The sequence below is a fragment of the Sphaerisporangium melleum genome (genome assembly GCF_014646695.1).
GTDB lineage: Bacteria > Actinomycetota > Actinomycetes > Streptosporangiales > Streptosporangiaceae > Sphaerisporangium > Sphaerisporangium melleum.
Genome location: NZ_BMNT01000043.1, coordinates 54,166 through 72,698, shown reverse-complemented (window position 1 = coordinate 72,698; position 18,533 = coordinate 54,166). Strand labels below are relative to the sequence as shown.

The following is an 18,533-nucleotide window of genomic DNA, read 5'->3' as shown; positions in this document are numbered from 1 at the left end:
GGATGACCCGACGGGCATCCGGAACCCCGCCCACCCCCCAGGGTGCCCCGCGCGCGTCCCGCGCCGCGGGGCACCCGCCCCGCCTTTTCAGGCACCGGCACATACCCCTACCAAGGAGGTGGCGGTCATCAGCCAGAACAGGAAGACCACGCTCGCCCGGAACTCCGCGCCGGTCCGGACCCCGCCGACGGAGTCCAAGATCTGGTCGCGGGTGGCCGGGTTCGCGGCCGCGTTCGTGGCCGGGGCGCTGGTCGCCGGCGGCCTGGTCTTCGCGCTGACCCGGCCCGACCCCACCGAAGCGGCGATCCAGCAGATCCGGGCCGAGGACGCCCAGCGGGACAAGGCACAGATCAAGGAACTCACCGACCTGGCCCGCGGCACCCGCGACCGGCTGAACCCCGTGGTCGAAGGGCTCGGCCGCGCCATGCCCGCCGCCAATGCCGAGGAACCCGCCGGCCCCGCCGTGGTGACCCCCGCCGACGTCGAGAAATGGCGCACGACCATGGCCACGGCCCTCGCCGGCTTCGCCGACCCGCCCTCCGGCCAGACCGCCACCAACGTGGCCCGGGCCAGCCTCACCTCCGCCGTGAAGCAACTCGCCACCGCCGTGGACACCTACGCCGCGGCCCGGGACCTCAGCGGACCGGCCGCCGCCACCGTGACCGACCTCGCCGCACGTCAACGCTCCGACGCCGTCTTCACCTGGTCGGTCGGGGCCACCGCCCTCGACGCGGTGAACGTCGACGCCGGCTACGGACACCAGCACGTCCACCTGCAGACAACCGCCGACGGGGCGCTCACCCCCGACGACGAACCCGAGGGGCACCAGTGAACAAGACACTCGGATACGTCATGACCGTCCTGCTCGCCGGGCTCGTACTGCTGCTCGGCGCACCGGCGGCCTCCGCCCACGAAGGGGCGATCAAACTCCAGGTCACCGGGGACGGCGCCCAGAACGTCAACGTCCTGGTCACCTACAAGAAGGACGGGCATCCCGTCACCGCGTCGGTCGCCGCGACGCTGACCGCGACCTCCGCCGACGGCCGCACCTTCGGTCCGGTCACCCTGAAGTCCGCTCCCGAGGGCCAGAACCTCTACCACCTCGCCGAGCCGCTGCCGAGCGGTGAGTGGGAGGTGACGGTGAACGCCACCGCACCCGCGAAGGCGCACAAGACCGTCAAGGTGACCGCCCAGGACCCCGCCGCCCTCGCCCAGCAGGCGGCCACCGCGCCCGCTCCGCTGAACAACGCGGCGCCGCGCGGCCTGAACAACGCGGCGGCCGGCTCCGAGACCGGCGGCGACAGCCCGATCGGCACCCTGCTCATCATCGGCCTCATCACCCTCGCCGCGGCCATCGGCGTCGTCGCCTGGATGCGCCTCACCCGCGCCCGAACCTGACCCACGCCCCTGCAAGGGCCCGCGCCACCGTACGAGGCCGGCGAACCACCCGCCTCACGTACGCGGCGCCACGGACAAGGCGCACCGATGAGACCCGTGCGACGCCCCCGGCACCCACTTCTGGACGGGTGCCGGGATGAGCCCGGCCGGCGATCAGAAGGGGACGGGCACCCGCAGCAGCGCGGCGGCCTCGCCCGTCGCGCGCGCGGCCGCGTCGCCCCGGCCGGCGAGCGTCCGGCCGAACTCGATCGCGTCCATCTCCAGCGGCTCCCACGCGGGCCGTCCGACGCCGTACCTGCCGCCCGCCGGGCCGGTCAGCTCCAGGGCGAACGGCCTGCCGTGCCGTCCGGCCCAGTCGGCGACCAGGTCCGCGACGATGCGCCCGTCATGCCCGGCCGTCACCTGAAGCGGCCGGTCACACGCGCGGGAGACGTCGATCCGGTGCATCCACAGGTCGCGCGTGTAGATCGTGCGGAGCAGGTAGCGCATCGGCCAGTTCTCGTTGACCGGCTCCCCGACGGGCAGCGGGACGAACCCGGCGGCGCTCGCCAGCGCCATGCGCAGCCGTACCGCCCGGCGCTCGGCCCGCCGCAGCCGCTCGATCAGCTGAGCCGGGGTGAGCGACACCCGATCGGCGATCTGCAGCGCGCTGAGCGCGTCCACGTCGATCCGGGTGCCACGCCTGGCCCTGCGGAGCTGCCGGGCCATCTCCAGCGGCGAGGCGTTCGCCTCCGCCGCGCCGCAGACGTGCGCCAGCATGTCGTGCACGTTCCACGCCGGGCAGTCGGTGGGACGCGTCCAGTCGGACGTGCCCAGCTTCGACACCAGGTCGCGGAACCGGAGGTGCTCCTCCATCGCCAGCGTCCCCGCCTCGCCCGCCACCAGCCGCACCGCCGCCACGAACCCCGGCGCCAGACTCATGACCTCACCGCCCCTCGGCTCCATACATGCCGGCCGGATGCGGCCGTCCGTACCGAGGACATCCTTGCCGACGGCTAGCGACTGAAGAAGGTATTCACGCTGAACGAACGCCGGTTCCCCGCAGCCCACCCGCACACGTCGTACCCGTGTTAACCCTGCTTCCCGGCCCTCGCCGGCCGCACGACCAAGCCGCCTGGGCTCGTGCGGCCGGCGTCACCCTCCCCCGCCGAGCGCGAGCCGACGGGGATCAGGGTCACTACCTCACGCTGTCGATGAAGGCACGCCAGTCGTCCTTCGAAACGAACAGCTTGGGTCCCTCCGAGTCTTTTGAGTCCCGAAGAACGACCGAGGTGCCCACGTACGCGGTCTCCAGGCAGTTGCCGTTCTGCTGGCTGTACGTGCTCTTGCGCCATGCCACGTCGGACAGGTCCCGCTCAGTCATTGCGAGCCTCCTTGTGCTGGTCATTCCAGCTCATGCATCGCTGCGTTGAGCATATCTCGCGTTTCCTTCACATTGAGGGCCTCGGCCATCAGGTGATGGAACGCGGTGGCGTAGTGACCGACCTCTGCCGACTCATCGACATAGAGATTTCCCGCGATCGTTTCCATGTAGACGACGTCGAGATCGGACGGATCCGAGAAGCCCAGCAAGACGAAGGGGCCGATCATTCCAGGGTGTGCACCCCGCTGGAACGGAACCACCTGGATGGTGGTCTTGGCCTGCTGGGAGGCGTCGAGCAGATGGCGGAGTTGGGTTCGCAAGACGTGGGCCCCACCGACGGGGCGGCGCAACACGGCCTCGTCCAGGATGGCCCACAACTGCGGGCGGTCGCTCGCCTCCAAGACCTTCTGCCGGGTCATCCGGACCTCGACCCGGCGTTCGATCTCCCCGGGATCGAGTTCCTGCGGCCCGCTGCCGATCAGCGCGCGGGTGTAGTCCTCCGTCTGCAGGAGGCCGGGGACGGCGGCGAGTTCGAAGTTGCGAATGGAGGCGGCTTCGGACTCCAGGCCGATGTACACCTGGTACTGGCTGGGGAGGATGTCCCGGTAGGAGTACCACCAGCCGTGCTTGCGGGCTTCCCGTGCGAGCTGGATGAGCCCTTCGCGCTCCTTCGGATCGGTGACGCCGTAGAGGTCGAGCAGGCCGCGCACGTCGTTGGGGTGCGGGCTGTTGCGTCCAGTCTCGATGCGGAACACCTTGGTCGGGTGCCAGTCGAGCTGCTTGGCGACCTCGCTCTGGATGAGCTGGGCGGCCTCTCGTAGCCGCTTGAGCTCGCTGATCAGCTGACGACCTCGAACGCTCGGGCTGTGGCCGGCGGGCATCGTCGCCTCCCTTTCCTCGATCGAATGCAGGAAACCCGCATGCAGGTCTGCATCGGCGTGGTATCCATTGACCGTTACCGTACGCAGCTTAACGACTACATGCGGTCATGGAGGCGAGATGGCGAAAGCGGTCAACGTCACCGACCGAAACGAAGCCGCCCGCCACAGCACCGGACGCGGGACGGGCTCCTTAGAACAGGACGTTGGGAGGTCTGATCCCATGAGTGCCCGTACTGCGCGCATCCGGGTGATCCGGATCCGGCCGTTGGCGGATTCATGAAGACGGCACGCCATCACGGACGGCATCGGCGCGGGGAGTCGATCACGCCATACGTCCCCGGCGACTGGGATCCCGCCGCCAAGGCGGCCGCCCAGCAGCTTGACCAGCTCGAACCGTCCTGGACGATCTGGTACGGCGCAGGCACCAGGCGCTTCTACGCCGCCGCCATCTGGACGACCCCCGAGCCCTTGGCCGTGCACGCCCGCACCACGCGGGAACTACGCCAACTCATGCGCGAGGCCGAACTCGCCATGCCTGTCTCACCCTTGCCCACCCGGTCTCCATCCGGCCGGCTCGTACCGCGACCGCGCCGCCCCATCACCCCCTCACCACGTCAAGGAGCACAGATGGCTGAGACGCCGCACGGTCTGCGTACCGTCTGCTGGGACGTCCCCCACGACCCGGCCGTGCTGAGCAAGGTCCGCGGCATGGTGCACGAGGCGCTCACCATCTGGAACCTCACCGGCATCGCCGACGACGTCGTGCTCACCGTCGGCGAATTGCTGGGCAACGCCGTCACCCATGGCGCGCCACCGGTCAGGCTCTCCCTGTGGGCGGGGACCGGCGAGTTCTGCGTCCGGGTCACCGACCACGGCCCCGGCCGACCTCGCCAGTTGGACCTCGCCGCCGATGCCGTACACGGCCGGGGGCTCGCGATCGTGGCCGCCCTGGCCGACGACTACGGCGTCACGCCGACGCCCGACGGGACCGGCAAGACGGTATGGGCCCGCTGGCGCTTCCCCTCCCAGAACGCCACCCCGACCGCAGCCATCGCACTCCCGCCACCACCCCAAGCAGAAAGCACGCCCGAGAGTAGTCCCGGGCGTCACTGACCAGTGGCAGGCCAGAACTGCAGGAGAAAGCACTCCGCCTCGTAGTCCTCGGCGTCCAGCTCGTATTCCGCGATCTCGTCATCGGTCAGTCGCCGCACACGGGCATGAGCTCTGACGTGCCAGACTTGATCACTAACGCCCAGGTCGATCGTTACGGGCGAGGTCCCGCCTTCGATGTCGGTTACGTTGATCCGGCCCGAGGTAAACAGGACCAGATCGCTCACGTACTTGTCCCACGCCTCTGCCGACGACAGCAGTGGGCTGCCGTTCCACATCTCGAACCTGAAGCCGGCGGTGTGCAGTCCGAGTGGGTCCTCACTCGTGGCGGTTCTGATGACCATGACGTTCGGAGTGGTCTCGAACCAGTCACCGCCAAGCTCCCACGGCTGTTCACTCTCATCGGTCAGGCCATCCTGGTCGGCCAGAATGAAGTGGCCGTACAGAGGCTTGGACAAGTCGGTCGCCGACGAGATCAAATCAGCCACGGACACGTCCCTTCCGCCATCCCTAAGGCATGTTTCCACCGACGACTGAGCCTTTTCAGGCTTCCACCTGTCAAGGCACGGCTGCGGCGGATGCCTGCGGGCGGTTCATGCGGCGGTCAGGTCCTTGGCGGAGAGGTAGACGCCGTGTTTGCGGAAGGCCGCTGGGGCGTGGGCGAGGGCGTCGGCTCTTTGGACGGCGAGTTCGGCGGGGAACCAGGCTCGGCGAAGGACGCGTGATTCGGCCCATTCGGGCGGTGCGAGGTCGTGTTGTGCGGCGAAGTGCTCGGCCAGTGCCGCGAGCAGAACGTCCCAGCGTTCGTCACCGGTCGGCGCGGGCTCGTCGGCCAGAAGCGCCGGTTGTGAAGCTGCGGGTTCCCAGCGGTACTCCTCGAGGAACTCCCAGACGAGTTTCCAGCGGATCTTGTCGTTCCCGGCGGCACTGAGGTGCCCGGCCAGGCCACTGAGAGTGATCGGCTGGTACGTGTTCGCCATGTTCCCATCGTATCCGGCGGTATCGCCTTGGAGATCGGGACTTCACCGCAGCGATGCGTGACGAGCGTGGCGGACTTCTCCTTCACCCCTCCTGGCCTTGAGCAGCAGACGGACGCATCTGCGGGCTGCCCATTGGGTGAGGGTCATGCCGGGTTGGGGGATGGAGGCCGGCCGAGGGTGGGGGCTAGGTTTTGGGCTATGTCGGTGAGGATCTGGATGTAGTCGGCGTGGTCGAAGGTGAAGGGCAGGGCGAAGGCGACCTCGTCGATCTCGCGAAAGGCGGGGTGGGCGTGAAGGCGTTCGGCGATCTGGTCGGAGGTGCCGACGAGGTCGGGGGCGAACATCATGCGGGCCGGTCCCTGCGGAGTGGTGGTGCGCGGCGTGCGCTTGCGCGCGTACTCCTCGTACTTGGCCCGCTGCTCCGGTGAGGCGCTGTCGGTGGGGATGACGACCAGGCCCTGGGAGACCCGGGCTTTCTCGCCGTCGGGGTGGTGGGCGCGGAAGGTCCGGATGTGCGAGAGCTGGATCTCGGCGAAGTCCTCCGACTCCTCCGCCTTGACGACGCTGCTGGTCAGGAAGTTCATCCGGTGCTCGCCGGCCCACTGGGCCGAGCGCAGGCTGCCGCCGCCGTACCACATGCGGTCGCCGAGGCCGGGCGACTGGGGCTGGACGCGGTCGGAGAACACCTCGAAGCCCTCGACGCCGCTGAAGTCGCTGGCCGGTTCGCCGCGCACGAAGCCGAGCAGCCGCCGGACGCGGTCGTACCCGAAGTCCTCGGTGTCGGCGGTGCCGGCGTACAGAGCCTGCTTGACCCGGTCGTAGTGCATGGGCGGGCCGACGCTCACCCCGGGGTTGAGCCGGCCGCCGGACAGGATGTCGACCGTCGCCAGGTCTTCGGCGAGGCGCAGCGGATTCTCCCAGCCCAGGGGGATGACGGCGGTGCCGAGTTCGATGCGGCTGGTGCGCTGGGTGGCCGCGGCCAGGACGGCGACGGGCGAGGAGATGCCGTGCTGCAGGTGCCGGTGGCGTACCCAGGCGCTGTCGAACCCGAGTTGCTCGCCCAGTTCGATGATCTCCAGGGTGGACTCGTGGCCCCGGCGCGGCTCGGCCGCGTCGAACAGGCCGATGGTCAGAAAGCCCAGCTTCCGCAGCGGCCGCGCGGGCACCGACATGCGACTCCTCCATCGTTCATCGACGTCCTCGTACGGACGCCGACGCCGTTCGATCATGGCAGCCATCACGCCGCCACAGTGGGGCGGTTCGCCCCGTTATCGACAAAACATACTATTCGTGTCGGCTAACCGGGAAAGGTGGAGCCCTCGGCCGGTGGGCTTGCTGCCGGCGTGCTCGGCTCCCCCCGCCCCCGTACACCCGCCGCCTCATCGCCGGCGTCCCCCGCCTGCCCGCCCCCGCCGACGACCACCCCCTCTGAACGGGCAGGTCAACGCCCGGCTCCGGGCCGGGGACCCTGAGGTGCCGTTCTATCGTGGACGGAGGCCACCTGGAGGTCGACTGGTGGCCGAGGTGGAGAGCCGGAGCGGAGCGGAAGCGCGATGGTGCGGGAGATGATGGGACATCCACAGGACCCGGTGGACGATGTGCCGCTGACGCGGGCCGCCCAGGGGGGTGACGTCGCGGCGCTGGGGCTGCTGCTGGAACGGCATCGGGCGGGCATGCGGGGCGTGGCGCTGAGCATCCTCGGCCCCGGTCCCGACGTGGACGACGTCATGCAGGACGCGGCGGTCACCGCTCTGCGGCGGATCGGTGACGTGCGCGACCCGCGGGCGGCCGGCCCGTGGTTGCGGATGATCGTGCGAAACCGGTGCCGTGACCTGCTGCGCGCCGCACGGCTGACCGAGCCGGTCGCCGAATCCTCGCTGCGTGACATCGCCGACGGCCCTGGAGAGCTGCTGGAACGCCATGCCATGCGCGACTGGATATGGGAGGCCATCGAGGAACTCTCCCCCGCGCTGCGGTTGCCGCTGGTGTTGCGCCACTTCACCGAGGGCGTGACCGGATATGAGCACATCGCGCGGGTCTGCGGGGTGCCGGTGGGGACGGTGCGCAGCCGCCTGGCCCAGGCGCGGGCCAAGCTCGCCGCCACTCTGGAGGCGACGGCGGCCGGCGCCCACAGCGATGCCCGGCTGCGCACCGCTGCGAGCTGGGAGGAGGCCCGCCACACCCTGTCGGCCGCCGTGGCCGGGGACTTCGGCAAGGTGCTCAAGGAGGACTGGTCCCCGGAGATCGCCCTGATGAGCGGCGCCACGCGGATGGGAGACGCCGCGCTGCTGGAGCGGGGAATGGACGACGATCTCGCCGCCGGGGTGCGTCAGCGGCCGGTGAACGTGGCCGCCGGGCGGTCACTGGCCGTCTGGGAGATGGACATCGTCAACCCGGCGGACGACCCCGATCACTGCCCGCCGTCGGTCGCGTGGATCATGACTCTCAGCGGGGGCCGCGTGACGCATCTGCGCCTGTTCCACCCGGTCCCGTTGCGGACCGCCGTCGTACCACCGGAACTCCACGGCATCTGGCCTCAGTGATCCATCCGCGCGAATGTGCTGAGCGTCACAACGGTGGAATCGAACTTCGGCTCCCCGCCCCCGTCTTGCCGCTGTCATCGACAGCCTCAAGGGGGAGTTCAGCCGGAAATGACGACGACGGAAGTACGGCACCGGCCGCAGGAGCCGGAGCCGCGCATGGCAGGGCACGGCGAGGAGCGACCGGTCAGCGCTCCACCCGGCTTCGCGGAAGTGCTGCGCCGGCATCGGCACGCGGCCCGTCTCACGCTGGAACAGCTCGCGGAGGCCTCCGGGGTCAGCGCCCGGACCCTGTCGGACATGGAGCGCGGGCGCAGCGCCGGCCCCCAGCACCGCACCGTCACCGCGCTGGCGCAGGCGCTCGCGCTGGGCGAGGACGACCGTGAGCGGCTCATCGGCCTGGCCCGGGAGGGCCGGCTGCGAGATCACTGGGCGCGCCCCTCCGGCCTGTGCGAGCCGCCGCGATCGGTGGACGACTTCACCGGCCGTGCCGCCGAGCTGGCCTGGGCGGACGACTTCGTCCACGCGCGAGACACACCGGGTGCCGCCGGGGTGGCGCTGATCACGGGCGCGGCCGGCCTGGGCAAGACCACGTTCGCCGTACGCGCCGCGCACGTCCTGCGGTCGAGCTTTCCGGACGGGGTGTTGTTCGCCGACCTGTTCGGCATGTCCGATCGGCCGCTCACCGCCGGCGACGTCCTGACGCACCTGCTGCGCGCGCTCGGCGTCACCGAGCGGCGGATGCCGCGCGACACGCCGGACCGCGCCTCGTTGTACCGGTCGCTGCTGCGGCAACGACGCGTTCTGGTCGTGCTGGACGACGCCGGGTCGGAGGAGCAGGTCCGCCCGCTTCTGCCCGGTGGCGGGGGGAGCAGGGTGCTCGTGACGAGCCGCCGGTCGCTGGCCGGGTTGGAGGGGGTGCAGCGGCTGGGGCTCGGCCCGTTGCCGCCGGTGGAGGCGGCCGAGCTGCTGGCCGGAATCCTGGCGAAGCGTGGTGCCGGGGACGGCGGCGACGTGATCGGCGAGCTGGCCAGGTTCTGTGGCGGCCTGCCACTGGCCCTGCGGATCGTGGGAAACCGTCTGGTGAGCCGGCCCGGCTGGCGGGCCGGCGACTTCGTGCACCGGCTGGCGGACGAGGAGCGGCGCCTCGACCAGCTCAGAGCCGGCGACCTCACGATCGCGACAGCGTTCGGGACGTCCTATGACCAGCTCGCGGCCCCCGCGCGGCGGGTCTTCCGCCGGCTGGCCCTGGTGCACGGCCGGGACTTCGACGCCCCCCTGGCCGCCATGCTCGGCGGCCTTCCGGCTGGGGACGCCTGGGACGCCCTCGACGAGCTGGTCGATCTCGGACTGCTGGAGGACGCCGGGTCGGGCCGCTACCGATTCCACGAGCTCGTACGGCTGTTCGCCCGCGATCGGCTGCACGAGGAGGAACCTCCGGCCGACCGTGAGGAGCTCACCCAGGCGATGACGTCATGGCTCGACTCACCGCCCGGCCGGCACAATAAAGATCATCATACGGACCGAAGCGATCACTCTGATGGAGTGGTCGCAGCCGTCCTCCCCACAGGCAGATGCTCTGGAGACCCGCGCGGCCGTGCCCGGGTACCGAGGCCGGAGAGCCGCCGCGCCCACGCGCGTGCGGCCGAGGTGTTCGAGGCGATCGGTGACGCCGAGGCCGCCGACCGCCGCCGGGCGAGGATGGCGTCCTCACCCGGTGACCGCGTAAGTCTGCGTGCTGTTCTGCGTGGTCGGTGATCTTCTGTCCCACTTGACTGAACCGCGTCGGACCGGCATCTGCTTCCGCCGCCGCGCGATCGTCCGAGCGCTGCCCGGGGAGCCCTCCGGGCAGCGCCGTCTACGAGGAGTACCTTCGTGAGCTTCGCCTCTGACCCCCTTGCGCCCGGTACGCATTCCGTCAGCATCGACGGCACCGTTCAGCGCTACCACGTCGCCGGCACCGGCCCGGTGTGCCTGGTCCACTCGGGCGGGCCCGGGATCGGCTGGGAGTACCTGCGGATGCCCGCACTGGAGCGGCATCTGACGCTGGTGTACGTGGAGCCGATCGGCACCGGCGAGTCCGGGCGCCTTCCCCGGCCGCAGGACTACCGCATCGACACCTACGCCCGGTTCCTGCACGGCATCGTCGACCATCTCGGCGTACCGGAGGTGTTCCTGCTCGGCCACTCCCACGGCGGATTCGTGGCCCAGCGGTATGCGCTTGACCACCCCGGCACCCTGTCGGGTCTGGTCCTGTACGACACCTCGCCATGCACGGGAGAGGAGTTCTGGAACGAGGCGGTCGGAAACCTCGACCGTCTCCCGGAGCGCCACCCCGGCCGGCCGGAGGCGGCGGCCATCCCGGCGGCCTTCCGGCAGACCCTGGCGGCCACCGACGACGAATCCTGTACCCGGGGGCTGCGCGCCATCCTGCCGGCCTACTTCGCCGACTACTGGGCCCACGAGTCCGAGTTCGCCCCGTTCCGGGAGGCGGTGCGGGTCTGGGTCGATCCCATGCGTGCCGACGAGCCGCCTTTCGACGTCCGCGACAGGCTGGGCGACATCGCCACGCCGACCCTGGTCATCAGCGGCGCCCACGACTTCATCTGCGGACCCCGCTGGGGGCGGATGCTGCACCAGGGCACCTCGCACTCCCGCTTCGTCCTCCTGCACGACAGTGGGCACATGGGACATATCGAAGAGCCCACGGCCTTCGCCTCCGCGATCATCACCTTCACCAGTGAGGCAGGTCGTACGGCATGAGCTGAGAGGACGCCGGTGCGTGCCCCTGCGGCGGCCGGGACGGAGTGCCGCGGGGGCGCCCGCTCCCGCCACGCCGGGCCGCCGCCGATCGGCACGAGGGCGGGCGGCAGGGAGATCCCGGGAAATGACAATGGGCACCCTCGGTGAACGAGGATGCCCAGGTCATCGGCATTAGCCGGGGTGCGCCGCCAGGGACTCGAACCCCGGACCCGCTGATTAAGAGTCAGCTGCTCTAACCAACTGAGCTAGCGGCGCGCGTGCATGTCTAGATTACCGGTTCCGCGGGGGTGCCTGTGACGGCCGGTGGCCCAGGGGGCCGGTGGCGACGCGCGAGGGACATGAAGGCAACGGCAGGACGAGGGCGGGAGAAGGCAGGGCCTGGGAGGAGCCGGCGGACCGGGACGTCGGTGCTGGGGAAGAGGGGTGAAGCGGAGGGCTTACCGGACGGTTAGGGCGGTCTGTTGGCGCTTCGACGTTTCGAGGGCTGTCGGCGGGTAGTTGGAGTTTCGCCCGACGAAGCCAATCGAAGGGAGAACGACAGATGCAGCAGGACCTGTGGACCTACAGTCCGACGGCCACCGGGAACCAGCAGAGCTTCGACGTGGTCGGGTACCACGTGGAGGCCACGGACGGGAAGATCGGTTCGGTGGACGACGCCACGTACGAGGTCGGCGCGAGCTACCTGATCGTGGACACCGGGCCGTGGATCTTCGGTAAGAAGGTCATGCTCCCGGCGAGCACGGTCACCCGGATCGACCCGCAGGAGAAGACGGTCTTCGTCAGCCGGACCAAGCAGGAGATCAAGGACGCTCCCGAGTTCGACGAGGCCTCCTACAAGGAGCCCGAGTACCGCGGCAGGGTCGGCGACTACTACGGCCGGTTCCCGTTCGGGCCGGGCACGCTCTAGCCGTCACGTTCCCGGGCGCCGCGCACGCGGCGCCCCGGGGCGACGGTTCGCGAACGAAATCCGCACCTAGTCCGAGATCGACACGATGGTCGGCATGACCACGTGAACGGAAGGCCGCGCCGGCGTCCCCGGCGCGGCCTTCCGCGTGCTTCCCGCGCGTATGCGCCGATGGCCGCCCGCAATCCCGGCCCTGCGCTTCGGGCCGGGATCGCGGGCGGCTCGGTCGTTCTTCGCCGGGACGGCCGGGTCAGGGCCAGGAGGTGTCGGCGTGCTCCGGCGGCGGCTTGGGGCAGGCGACGCCCAGGCGGTCCAGGAGGGTGAGGAACGTCGAGGCGTACGGGGACGTCGAGACGACCACCGCGACCCGGTCCCAGTCGACCTGCTCCCGCAGAGCGCGCACCTGCGGCAGGATCGACCCGTAGTCGCAGCTGTGCTCGGACATGGGCAGGATCCACGAGATCACCAGGTCGGTGGCGTCCAGCACCGGCAGGCTCAGCGCGGCGGTGTTGATCATCTCGGCTCTGGCGATCATGGCAGGGGTGATCGGCCGCTCGTGGATCCGGAAGATGAGGTCGACCAGCCGGTCGCCCTCGTCGAACGCCTTGACCAGCCAGTCCTCCGGCGGCTTCGCGGTGCGGAAGCCCATCTCCCTCAGCGTTTCGAGGGCGCGTGGCACGTCCTCCTCCACCAGGGCGAAATCGACGTCGTGCAGTGACGGCGCGGCTCCTCTGGCGTACGCCGCGCACCCTCCGCAGAGGGCGAATCGCACGCCCTCCGCCTTCAATGCGGACCCGGCGCGTTTCAGCGTGTCGATGATCGCGTCGGTGACCTCATGCGTATGGCTTCCCAAGGCTCACCCCCATGAGAGCGACGGCGGGAGATCTCCCGTACCCGTCCGGATCAAGGCCAAACGCTGGGCATGGCCGCGCCGCGCGGGGGTAGGCGGCGACCTATGACGACCGATTTCACCAAGACATTGCGCAAGGAGGAACGGGCCTACGAGAACGGTACGGATCGGCCGCTCGGTTCCTACCTGCGCGTCCTCACCGTCTACGGCGGCGCGGTGGCCGGGCTCGTGGCGCTCGGCAAACTGACCGGCGCCCGCCCGCCTCGGCGGATCGCCGTTCTGGACCTGCTTCTGATGGGTGTGAGCACGCATCGGCTCTCCCGAACCATCACCAAGGACCCGGTCACGAGCCCGCTCCGGGCACCTTTCACACGGTACGCCGGGGTGAGCGGGCCTGCCGAACTGAGGGAGGAGGTCCGCGGCCACGGCCTGCGGCACGCGGTCGGCGAGCTGGTGACCTGCCCGTTCTGCATCGCGCAGTGGGTGGCGACCGCGTACGCCGCCGGCATGGTCTGGGCGCCCGGTCTCACCCGCCTCGCGGGGGCCACCATGTCCGCGGTCGCGATCTCCGACTGGCTGCAGCTCGGGTACGCGACCCTCATGCAGGCGGCCGAGGGACCACCCCAGGGCGACCAGGGCGACCGGCGCGACGGCTCCGGCGATGGCGAGAGAAAGGAGGAGCGATGACGGAGATCTCCTTCAGCGGTCCGCTGCGGCTCTTACAGAAGAACCCCTACGGCAGATGGCTCGGGTACGCCCTGGCCGCGCTGGCCGTTTCCACCCTGCTGACCGTGGTGGCCAGTGCGGCGGGAGTGCTGTGGGCGACTCTGCTGATGGGCGCGCTGTCCTACGCGTCGCTCGGGGCGGTGCTGGTGATCGGACGGCGGGCGGCCCGGGCGCACCGCCGGGAAGGGTACAGAAGCAGGACATGACACTCAGCGATGCGACGGGGCACGGTGGTGCGGCGGTGAACGGTGACACCGGCCCGGCTCAGGAGTCCGACGAGACGCACAAGGAACGGGTGGACCGCGAGCTCGGCGAGCTGCTCCAGGGGATGCGGGTGGCGGGCACGGGCGTGCAGGTGCTGTTCGCCTTCCTGCTCACCCTGCCCTTCTCCGCCGGTTTCGAGAAGGTCGACCACGCGGGCCGATGGCTGTTCTACATCGCCATGCTGAGCGCCGCGGTCGCGTCCATCTGCTTCATCGCGCCGGCGACGCAGCATCGGGTCCTGTTCCGCAGCTCACTCAAGGAGCCGATGCTGCACCGGGCCAACCGGCTCGGGGTCGTGGGGGGCGTCGCGCTGGCGATCTCCATGACGTGCTCGACCGGACTGGTCGTGGAGTCGTTCCTCGGCTCGCTGCCCGCGGCGCTGCTCGCGGGCGGGGTGGCGGCGCTGAGCGCCTGGCTGTGGTTCGTACAGCCGCTGCTGTCCCTCCACCGGGACGGCGGGGTGGGTGACCGCCGCGCGGGGGACGACGGCGGGCGGGCCGGGACACCGTGAAGGAGCGGGGGCGCCGCCCTGCGCGGAACCGGCCGTCCACCAGGGGACTTCCATTGCTCCGCCCTTAAAAAATGTTGATCCTCTAGGACGTTAAGAGGGCATTTGTCAGGGCAGTGGGATGCCCATGGGTACACTTCTTTGGCTCATCGCCGTCGTACTGGTCATCGCCGGGATCTACGTCATCCTGGCTCGTCGCGATCTCCTCTGGGGCATCGTCCTCATCGTCGTCGGACTGCTCGTCGGTCCCGGTGGCGTCAGCATTTTTCATCCTTAGCCACGCCTCGTCGCGTGCGGCGAGGCGTGTCCGACGCGAAACGGCGGACCGGTCATCCGGTCCGCCGTTTCGCTGTGCGCTCCACGAGGGGCCGTCACGCCACCAGGTGGCGGCGTGACGGGGGCCGGTTCAGCTCTCGGTCTCCTCGCCGCTCAGGCTGTAGACGGCGTAGGCCCGGCGCAGCACGGGAAGCGCCACGTTGCGGACGCGCACCCCGCCCGGGGTGAGCCCTTTCTCCACTCCTGAGTGCGCGTGCCCGTGGATGAACAGGTCGGCGCCCTCGGCGTCGACCGCTTCGGCGAGCAGATAGCTGCCGAGGAACGGATAGATCTCCAGCGGCTCGCCGGCCAGGGTGTCCTTGACCGGCGAATAGTGGCTGAGCACCACCCGGTGCTCGGTGTTCAGGCCCTTCAGGGCCTTGTGCCACAGCTCCGAGATCTCCCTGGTGTGCCGGACGAACGCCTTCATCTGCGGCTCGCCGAACTCGCTGGCGCACTTGCCGGCGAAGCCGCCGCCGAACCCCTTGCCGCCCACCACGCCGAGCCGCAGGTCACCGCACTGGATGACGGTGGAGTCGTCCTGCAGGACGCGGATGCCCGCGTCGCGGAGCAGCGCCACGATCTCGTCCTCGGCGTCGGACTGGTAGTCGTGGTTGCCGAGCACGGTGACCACGGGGATGGGCAGGTCACGGAACTCGTCCGCCACGACCCTGCCCTCCTCGGGCGTACCGTGCCGGGTCAGGTCACCCGCGATCAGCAGGACGTCCGCCCGCTCCTCGATGCCGTCCAGCCTGCGGCGGTACCTCCCCCGAAGGTCCTCACCGAGGTGGACGTCTCCGACGGCAGCGACTCTGATCCTCACAGGGCCTCCTCCTCTCCGGGCTCTCTGACCTCGACCACGGTGACCTCGTTGTGGACGCGCAGGCCGGGCGCGGTGTCCTCGGCCACGGCGGCCACCAGCCGCCTGCGCTCGTCACACTCCACCTGGCCGCGCAGGAAGAGCTGGTCGCCTCTGATGTCCACCCGGATCCCGAGCTCGTAGGTGCGCTCGTCCTCGGCCAGGGCCCGTTGCACACGGGCGGCCAGGTAGTGCGGAGCGTCGTGACCTGGGGCGACATGGTGTGGAGCCTCGTGGGACATCGTCTCCCCCTCCCATCGCATGAATGGTCTCGCCATGCCCCTCGTTCAGGGCGCGAAACCGGGGAGGTTTGGTCCTCTCCTTCGAGGATAGTCGCGCCCTTGGGGTCCGCCGCCGGACGTTCGCGCCGCGGTGCGATCGCCCGGAGTGGAGGAGAAACGGTGAAGATCCCGGACCGCGGGACGGCGGGACGATGACGGTCGCCCTGGTGCTGCGCGCGCTCGGCGTCGGCGGGCTGCTGACCGCCGTCCCCGCCCTGCGCGCACTGCGCCGGGGCGGGCTGAACGTGGTGCTGGCCGCGCCCGGCGAGCTACGGGATCTGGCCGTGCTGACCGGTGCGGTCGAGGGCTTCGTCCCGGTGCGCGGGCTGGAGGAGCTGAAATGGGACGCCCAGCGGCCGGGCGTGGCGGTGAACATGCACGGGCCGGGGCCGCGCAGCACGCACATGCTGCTGGAACTGCGGCCGCGGCGGCTCTGGGGATTCGCCGACCCGGCCGTCCCGCGGCTGAAGGGCCCCCGCTGGGAGGAGGGCGAGCGCGAGGTCGACCGGTGGTGCCGGCTCGTCTCGTGGTACGGCTCGCGGGCCGACCCCGGTGACCTGGCGCTGCCCGTGCCGCTGGTCGCCAACCCCGCCCCCGGCTCGGTGGTGATCCACCCGGGATCTCGCGACGCGGCGCGACGCTGGCCCGCGGAACGGTTCGCCGAGGTCGCGCGGACGCTGACCGAGGAAGGCATGCGGGTCGTGGTCACCGGCACACGGCGGGAGCGGCCGCTCGCGCTGCTCGTCGCGGCCCTGGCGGGGCTGGCCCCGCACCGCGTGCTGGCCGGGCGTACGTCCATGCGGGAGCAGTGCGCCCTGGTCTCCGGCGCGCGACTGGTGGTGGCCACGCACAGCGGGGTGGCGCATCTCGCGACGGCGTACGGCGTGCCCTCTGTGGTGATCTTCGGTCCGGACTCCCCTGCCCGGTGGGGCCCGCCCGCGGACCGGCCCTGGCACCGGGCGCTCGCGCACGGCGCCGACACCCGGGCGGTGACCGTGGCGGAGGTGTCGTCCGGCATCCGCGAGGTCCTGTCGGTGTCCTGCCGCTGAGCTGGGTGGGCGGAGGTTTGGAAGCGCGTGCCGACGGTAGCTGAACAGGGCCGGCGCGCCGTGACATCGGGCATCGAGCATCGGCGGCGGAGGCGAGTTGTCCGCGCCGGCCGATGACGGCGCCGCTGCGGGAGGGCACATGACGTCTGATTTGTCGGGTATGGGGAACGTTCACCGGAAAGGGGCGCCGACAATGAGTGAGACACCGGAACAGCGGTCGGAAACCGGCAAGCCGATGGTGACGGCGACACCACGCGACATCATCCACCTGCGGCTCGCCTCGTTCGTGATCTTCCTCGCGCTGGCACTCGGGACGCTGGCCCTGGTGGCCAAGGCCACGGTGGTGGCCGCCGTCCTCGGCGTGATCGCTCTGATCGCCCTCGTGGACGTCGTGTTCGCCGTTCGCCGCCAGCGCCGCCTCGGCCGCGGGCCGAGATCCACCGGATGAGAGGGCGGGACATGCCGAAGGAAGACACGCTGAAGGACCTCAAGGACAAGGTCGTCGTGGTGACCGGCGCCAGCGGCGGCGTCGGGCGCGCGGTGGTACGAATGCTCGGGGAGAAGGGCGCCAAGGTGGCGCTCATCGCCCGCGGCGAGACCGGGCTCGCCGCCGCCGCGGTCGAGGTCGGCGGCGAAGGCGGGACGGCCAAGGTCTTCCCGGCCGACATGGCCGACCACGAGCAGGTCGAGACCGTCGCCGACGAGATCCAGAAGGAACTCGGCCCGATCGACGTGTGGATCAACGTCGCCTTCTCCTCGGTCTTCGCGCCGTTCACGCAGGTGGAGCCGGCCGAGTACGAGCGGACCACCGCCGTCACCTACCTCGGCTACGTGTGGGGCACCCGGGCCGCCCTGCGCCGGATGCGGCCGCGCAACCGCGGCACCGTCGTGCAGGTGGGGTCCGCCCTCGCCTACCGCGGCATCCCGCTCCAGTCCGCCTACTGCGGGGCCAAGCACGCCATCAAGGGGTTCACCGAGGCGATCCTCACCGAGCTGCTGCACGAGAAGAGCGACGTCCAGATCACCATGGTGCAGTTGCCGGCGGTGAACACGCCGCAGTTCGACTGGGTGCTCTCGCGGCTGCGCCGCCACCCCCAGCCGGTGCCGCCGATCTTCCAGCCGGAGGTCGCCGCCCAGGCCATCGTGTACGCGGCCGAGCATCCGGCACGGCGGGAGTACTGGGTGGGCGGCAGCACGGTGGGCACCATCCTCGGCGAGCGCGTCGCCCCCGGCCTGATCGACCGCTATCTCGCCCGGACAGGGGTCCAGTCCCAGCAGACCGACGAGAAGCGTCCGACCGGCGTGGCCAACCTGTGGGAGCCCGCCGACGAGGACCGCGACTACGGCGCCCACGGGAGCTTCGACCAGCGCTCCAAGGGCCACAGCGTCCAGGTGTGGCTCTCCCAGCACCGCGGCCTGGTCCTGACCGGCCTCGGTCTCGGCGCCGCGGCGGCCGTGGCCGCCCTGACCTCCAGGCGCTGACGCTCCGACGCCGACCCCCGGCGGCGCCCTCCGGCGCCGCCCTCGGCGTTTCCCGCACCAGCTCACGGACGAACCCGCGCGCATCACCGAAGACCACCAGCCGATCGTGCCCGGGGCTCGATCAGCCGGTCGCGCCTGAGGGCTCGCGGCCCACTTCCACTCCCAGAGGCATTCCAGCGGCCTCGCACCACACTCCCGGAAGTCCCTCCACCGGGCCCGGCGCCGCACTCCGGGAAGTCCGAGCGGCCTCGCACCGAACA

General features: G+C 70.6%; 23 protein-coding genes and 1 tRNA gene. 14 read left to right on the top strand and 10 right to left on the bottom strand.

Annotated elements, in window-relative coordinates; translation table 11 throughout:
• Nucleotides 1-118 precede the first annotated feature (118 nt).
• On the top strand, nt 119-832 hold the full coding sequence (locus IEY93_RS30990) for a hypothetical protein (protein WP_189166694.1): 714 nt from the start codon (nt 119-121) through the stop codon (nt 830-832).
• A complete protein-coding gene (locus IEY93_RS30985) occupies nt 829-1,398 on the top strand; it encodes a hypothetical protein (protein ID WP_189166693.1) in 570 nt (189 codons plus the stop codon). The genes IEY93_RS30990 and IEY93_RS30985 overlap by 4 nt, the downstream gene beginning before the upstream one ends.
• A gap of 153 nt (nt 1,399-1,551) precedes the next feature.
• On the opposite strand, the gene IEY93_RS30980 is transcribed toward IEY93_RS30985, so the two are convergent.
• From IEY93_RS30980 to IEY93_RS30970, 3 genes are all read right to left on the bottom strand, one after another.
• Nucleotides 1,552-2,319, bottom strand: a complete 768-nt coding sequence (locus IEY93_RS30980; RefSeq protein ID WP_203968968.1) for a maleylpyruvate isomerase family mycothiol-dependent enzyme — start codon at nt 2,317-2,319, stop codon at nt 1,552-1,554.
• A 256-nt stretch (nt 2,320-2,575) separates the two neighbouring features.
• The gene (locus IEY93_RS30975; RefSeq protein ID WP_189166692.1) at nt 2,576-2,761 is read right to left on the bottom strand and encodes a DUF397 domain-containing protein; all 186 of its coding nucleotides are present in this window, start codon (nt 2,759-2,761) and stop codon (nt 2,576-2,578) included.
• A 20-nt stretch (nt 2,762-2,781) separates the two neighbouring features.
• Nucleotides 2,782-3,642, bottom strand: coding sequence for a helix-turn-helix domain-containing protein (locus IEY93_RS30970; protein ID WP_189166691.1), 861 nt, complete (start codon nt 3,640-3,642; stop codon nt 2,782-2,784).
• Nucleotides 3,643-4,269: 627 nt separating this feature from the next.
• Between IEY93_RS30970 and IEY93_RS30965 the strand changes: the two genes are divergently transcribed.
• Nucleotides 4,270-4,755 (top strand): ATP-binding protein, encoded by a 486-nt coding sequence (locus IEY93_RS30965; protein ID WP_189166690.1) that lies wholly within the window; start codon nt 4,270-4,272, stop codon nt 4,753-4,755.
• Here the strand turns inward: IEY93_RS30965 and IEY93_RS30960 are convergent.
• The 3 genes from IEY93_RS30960 to IEY93_RS30950 all read right to left on the bottom strand — a co-directional run bounded on the left by IEY93_RS30960 (nt 4,749) and on the right by IEY93_RS30950 (nt 6,904).
• Nucleotides 4,749-5,240, bottom strand: coding sequence for a hypothetical protein (locus tag IEY93_RS30960; protein ID WP_189166689.1), 492 nt, complete (start codon nt 5,238-5,240; stop codon nt 4,749-4,751). The genes IEY93_RS30965 and IEY93_RS30960 overlap by 7 nt on opposite strands.
• 105 nt (nt 5,241-5,345) lie before the next feature.
• Nucleotides 5,346-5,732 carry a hypothetical protein gene (locus IEY93_RS30955; protein ID WP_189166688.1) on the bottom strand — a complete coding sequence of 129 codons (387 nt, stop codon included), beginning with the start codon at nt 5,730-5,732 and terminating at the stop codon, nt 5,346-5,348.
• 143 nt (nt 5,733-5,875) lie between these two features.
• Entirely contained in the window at nt 5,876-6,904 is a 1,029-nt protein-coding gene (locus IEY93_RS30950) for an LLM class flavin-dependent oxidoreductase (RefSeq protein WP_189166687.1), read from the bottom strand.
• A gap of 393 nt (nt 6,905-7,297) precedes the next feature.
• On the opposite strand from IEY93_RS30950, the gene IEY93_RS30945 reads away from it, so the two are divergent.
• The 3 genes from IEY93_RS30945 to IEY93_RS30935 all read left to right on the top strand — a co-directional run bounded on the left by IEY93_RS30945 (nt 7,298) and on the right by IEY93_RS30935 (nt 11,035).
• A complete protein-coding gene (locus IEY93_RS30945; RefSeq protein WP_189166686.1) occupies nt 7,298-8,275 on the top strand; it encodes an RNA polymerase sigma factor in 978 nt (325 codons plus the stop codon).
• A gap of 108 nt (nt 8,276-8,383) precedes the next feature.
• Nucleotides 8,384-10,030 carry a helix-turn-helix domain-containing protein gene (locus IEY93_RS30940; RefSeq protein WP_189166685.1) on the top strand — a complete coding sequence of 549 codons (1,647 nt, stop codon included), beginning with the start codon at nt 8,384-8,386 and terminating at the stop codon, nt 10,028-10,030.
• Between the two features lie 117 nt (nt 10,031-10,147).
• Complete coding sequence (locus IEY93_RS30935) at nt 10,148-11,035, top strand: alpha/beta fold hydrolase (RefSeq protein WP_189166684.1); 888 nt, start codon at nt 10,148-10,150, stop codon at nt 11,033-11,035.
• Nucleotides 11,036-11,216: 181 nt separating this feature from the next.
• On the opposite strand, the gene IEY93_RS30930 is transcribed toward IEY93_RS30935, so the two are convergent.
• Nucleotides 11,217-11,290: transfer RNA gene (locus tag IEY93_RS30930), tRNA-Lys, on the bottom strand.
• A gap of 286 nt (nt 11,291-11,576) precedes the next feature.
• On the opposite strand from IEY93_RS30930, the gene IEY93_RS30925 reads away from it, so the two are divergent.
• A complete protein-coding gene (locus IEY93_RS30925; RefSeq protein ID WP_189166683.1) occupies nt 11,577-11,942 on the top strand; it encodes a PRC-barrel domain containing protein in 366 nt (121 codons plus the stop codon).
• A 247-nt stretch (nt 11,943-12,189) separates the two neighbouring features.
• Here the strand turns inward: IEY93_RS30925 and IEY93_RS30920 are convergent, their stop codons facing one another.
• Entirely contained in the window at nt 12,190-12,792 is a 603-nt protein-coding gene (locus tag IEY93_RS30920) for a nucleotidyltransferase family protein (RefSeq protein WP_189166682.1), read from the bottom strand.
• 102 nt (nt 12,793-12,894) lie between these two features.
• Here IEY93_RS30920 and IEY93_RS30915 point away from each other — a divergent pair, with 102 nt between their 5' ends.
• The 4 genes from IEY93_RS30915 (at nt 12,895) to IEY93_RS30900 (ending at nt 14,564) form a co-directional block, all read left to right on the top strand.
• Nucleotides 12,895-13,476 (top strand): DUF1360 domain-containing protein, encoded by a 582-nt coding sequence (locus tag IEY93_RS30915; RefSeq protein WP_189166681.1) that lies wholly within the window; start codon nt 12,895-12,897, stop codon nt 13,474-13,476.
• A complete protein-coding gene (locus IEY93_RS30910; protein ID WP_189166680.1) occupies nt 13,473-13,721 on the top strand; it encodes a hypothetical protein in 249 nt (82 codons plus the stop codon). Before IEY93_RS30915 ends, IEY93_RS30910 begins: the two co-directional genes overlap by 4 nt.
• Nucleotides 13,718-14,290, top strand: coding sequence for a DUF6328 family protein (locus tag IEY93_RS30905; RefSeq protein WP_229691626.1), 573 nt, complete (start codon nt 13,718-13,720; stop codon nt 14,288-14,290). The genes IEY93_RS30910 and IEY93_RS30905 overlap by 4 nt, the downstream gene beginning before the upstream one ends.
• A gap of 124 nt (nt 14,291-14,414) precedes the next feature.
• A complete protein-coding gene (locus tag IEY93_RS30900; protein WP_189166679.1) occupies nt 14,415-14,564 on the top strand; it encodes a GPGG-motif small membrane protein in 150 nt (49 codons plus the stop codon).
• Between the two features lie 129 nt (nt 14,565-14,693).
• On the opposite strand, the gene IEY93_RS30895 is transcribed toward IEY93_RS30900, so the two are convergent.
• Nucleotides 14,694-15,425 carry a metallophosphoesterase family protein gene (locus tag IEY93_RS30895; RefSeq protein ID WP_203968964.1) on the bottom strand — a complete coding sequence of 244 codons (732 nt, stop codon included), beginning with the start codon at nt 15,423-15,425 and terminating at the stop codon, nt 14,694-14,696.
• Nucleotides 15,422-15,739 carry a BON domain-containing protein gene (locus tag IEY93_RS30890; protein WP_229691625.1) on the bottom strand — a complete coding sequence of 106 codons (318 nt, stop codon included), beginning with the start codon at nt 15,737-15,739 and terminating at the stop codon, nt 15,422-15,424. Before IEY93_RS30890 ends, IEY93_RS30895 begins: the two co-directional genes overlap by 4 nt.
• Before the next feature lie 155 nt (nt 15,740-15,894).
• Between IEY93_RS30890 and IEY93_RS30885 the strand changes: the two genes are divergently transcribed.
• From IEY93_RS30885 to IEY93_RS30875, 3 genes are all read left to right on the top strand, one after another.
• On the top strand, nt 15,895-16,791 hold the full coding sequence (locus IEY93_RS30885) for a glycosyltransferase family 9 protein (protein WP_189166678.1): 897 nt from the start codon (nt 15,895-15,897) through the stop codon (nt 16,789-16,791).
• A 193-nt stretch (nt 16,792-16,984) separates the two neighbouring features.
• Nucleotides 16,985-17,239, top strand: coding sequence for a hypothetical protein (locus tag IEY93_RS30880; protein ID WP_189166677.1), 255 nt, complete (start codon nt 16,985-16,987; stop codon nt 17,237-17,239).
• Between the two features lie 11 nt (nt 17,240-17,250).
• Nucleotides 17,251-18,273, top strand: coding sequence for an SDR family oxidoreductase (locus IEY93_RS30875; protein WP_203968962.1), 1,023 nt, complete (start codon nt 17,251-17,253; stop codon nt 18,271-18,273).
• The last annotated feature ends 260 nt before the right edge of the window (nt 18,274-18,533 follow it).

Excerpts from the sequence above, each read along its gene's own strand:
- IEY93_RS30980 (WP_203968968.1), bottom strand. The coding sequence starts at position 2,319 with ATGAGTCTGGCGCCGGGGTTCGTGGCGGCGGTGCGGCTGGTGGCGGGC.
- IEY93_RS30975 (WP_189166692.1), bottom strand. The coding sequence starts at position 2,761 with ATGACTGAGCGGGACCTGTCCGACGTGGCATGGCGCAAGAGCACGTAC.
- IEY93_RS30970 (WP_189166691.1), bottom strand. The coding sequence starts at position 3,642 with ATGCCCGCCGGCCACAGCCCGAGCGTTCGAGGTCGTCAGCTGATCAGC.
- IEY93_RS30965 (WP_189166690.1), top strand. The coding sequence starts at position 4,270 with ATGGCTGAGACGCCGCACGGTCTGCGTACCGTCTGCTGGGACGTCCCC.
- IEY93_RS30955 (WP_189166688.1), bottom strand. The coding sequence starts at position 5,732 with ATGGCGAACACGTACCAGCCGATCACTCTCAGTGGCCTGGCCGGGCAC.
- IEY93_RS30950 (WP_189166687.1), bottom strand. The coding sequence starts at position 6,904 with ATGTCGGTGCCCGCGCGGCCGCTGCGGAAGCTGGGCTTTCTGACCATC.
- IEY93_RS30945 (WP_189166686.1), top strand. The coding sequence starts at position 7,298 with ATGATGGGACATCCACAGGACCCGGTGGACGATGTGCCGCTGACGCGG.
- IEY93_RS30940 (WP_189166685.1), top strand. The coding sequence starts at position 8,384 with ATGACGACGACGGAAGTACGGCACCGGCCGCAGGAGCCGGAGCCGCGC.
- IEY93_RS30925 (WP_189166683.1), top strand. The coding sequence starts at position 11,577 with ATGCAGCAGGACCTGTGGACCTACAGTCCGACGGCCACCGGGAACCAG.
- IEY93_RS30915 (WP_189166681.1), top strand. The coding sequence starts at position 12,895 with ATGACGACCGATTTCACCAAGACATTGCGCAAGGAGGAACGGGCCTAC.
- IEY93_RS30910 (WP_189166680.1), top strand. The coding sequence starts at position 13,473 with ATGACGGAGATCTCCTTCAGCGGTCCGCTGCGGCTCTTACAGAAGAAC.
- IEY93_RS30905 (WP_229691626.1), top strand. The coding sequence starts at position 13,718 with ATGACACTCAGCGATGCGACGGGGCACGGTGGTGCGGCGGTGAACGGT.
- IEY93_RS30900 (WP_189166679.1), top strand. The coding sequence starts at position 14,415 with ATGGGTACACTTCTTTGGCTCATCGCCGTCGTACTGGTCATCGCCGGG.
- IEY93_RS30890 (WP_229691625.1), bottom strand. The coding sequence starts at position 15,739 with ATGGCGAGACCATTCATGCGATGGGAGGGGGAGACGATGTCCCACGAG.
- IEY93_RS30885 (WP_189166678.1), top strand. The coding sequence starts at position 15,895 with ATGACGGTCGCCCTGGTGCTGCGCGCGCTCGGCGTCGGCGGGCTGCTG.
- IEY93_RS30880 (WP_189166677.1), top strand. The coding sequence starts at position 16,985 with ATGAGTGAGACACCGGAACAGCGGTCGGAAACCGGCAAGCCGATGGTG.
- IEY93_RS30875 (WP_203968962.1), top strand. The coding sequence starts at position 17,251 with ATGCCGAAGGAAGACACGCTGAAGGACCTCAAGGACAAGGTCGTCGTG.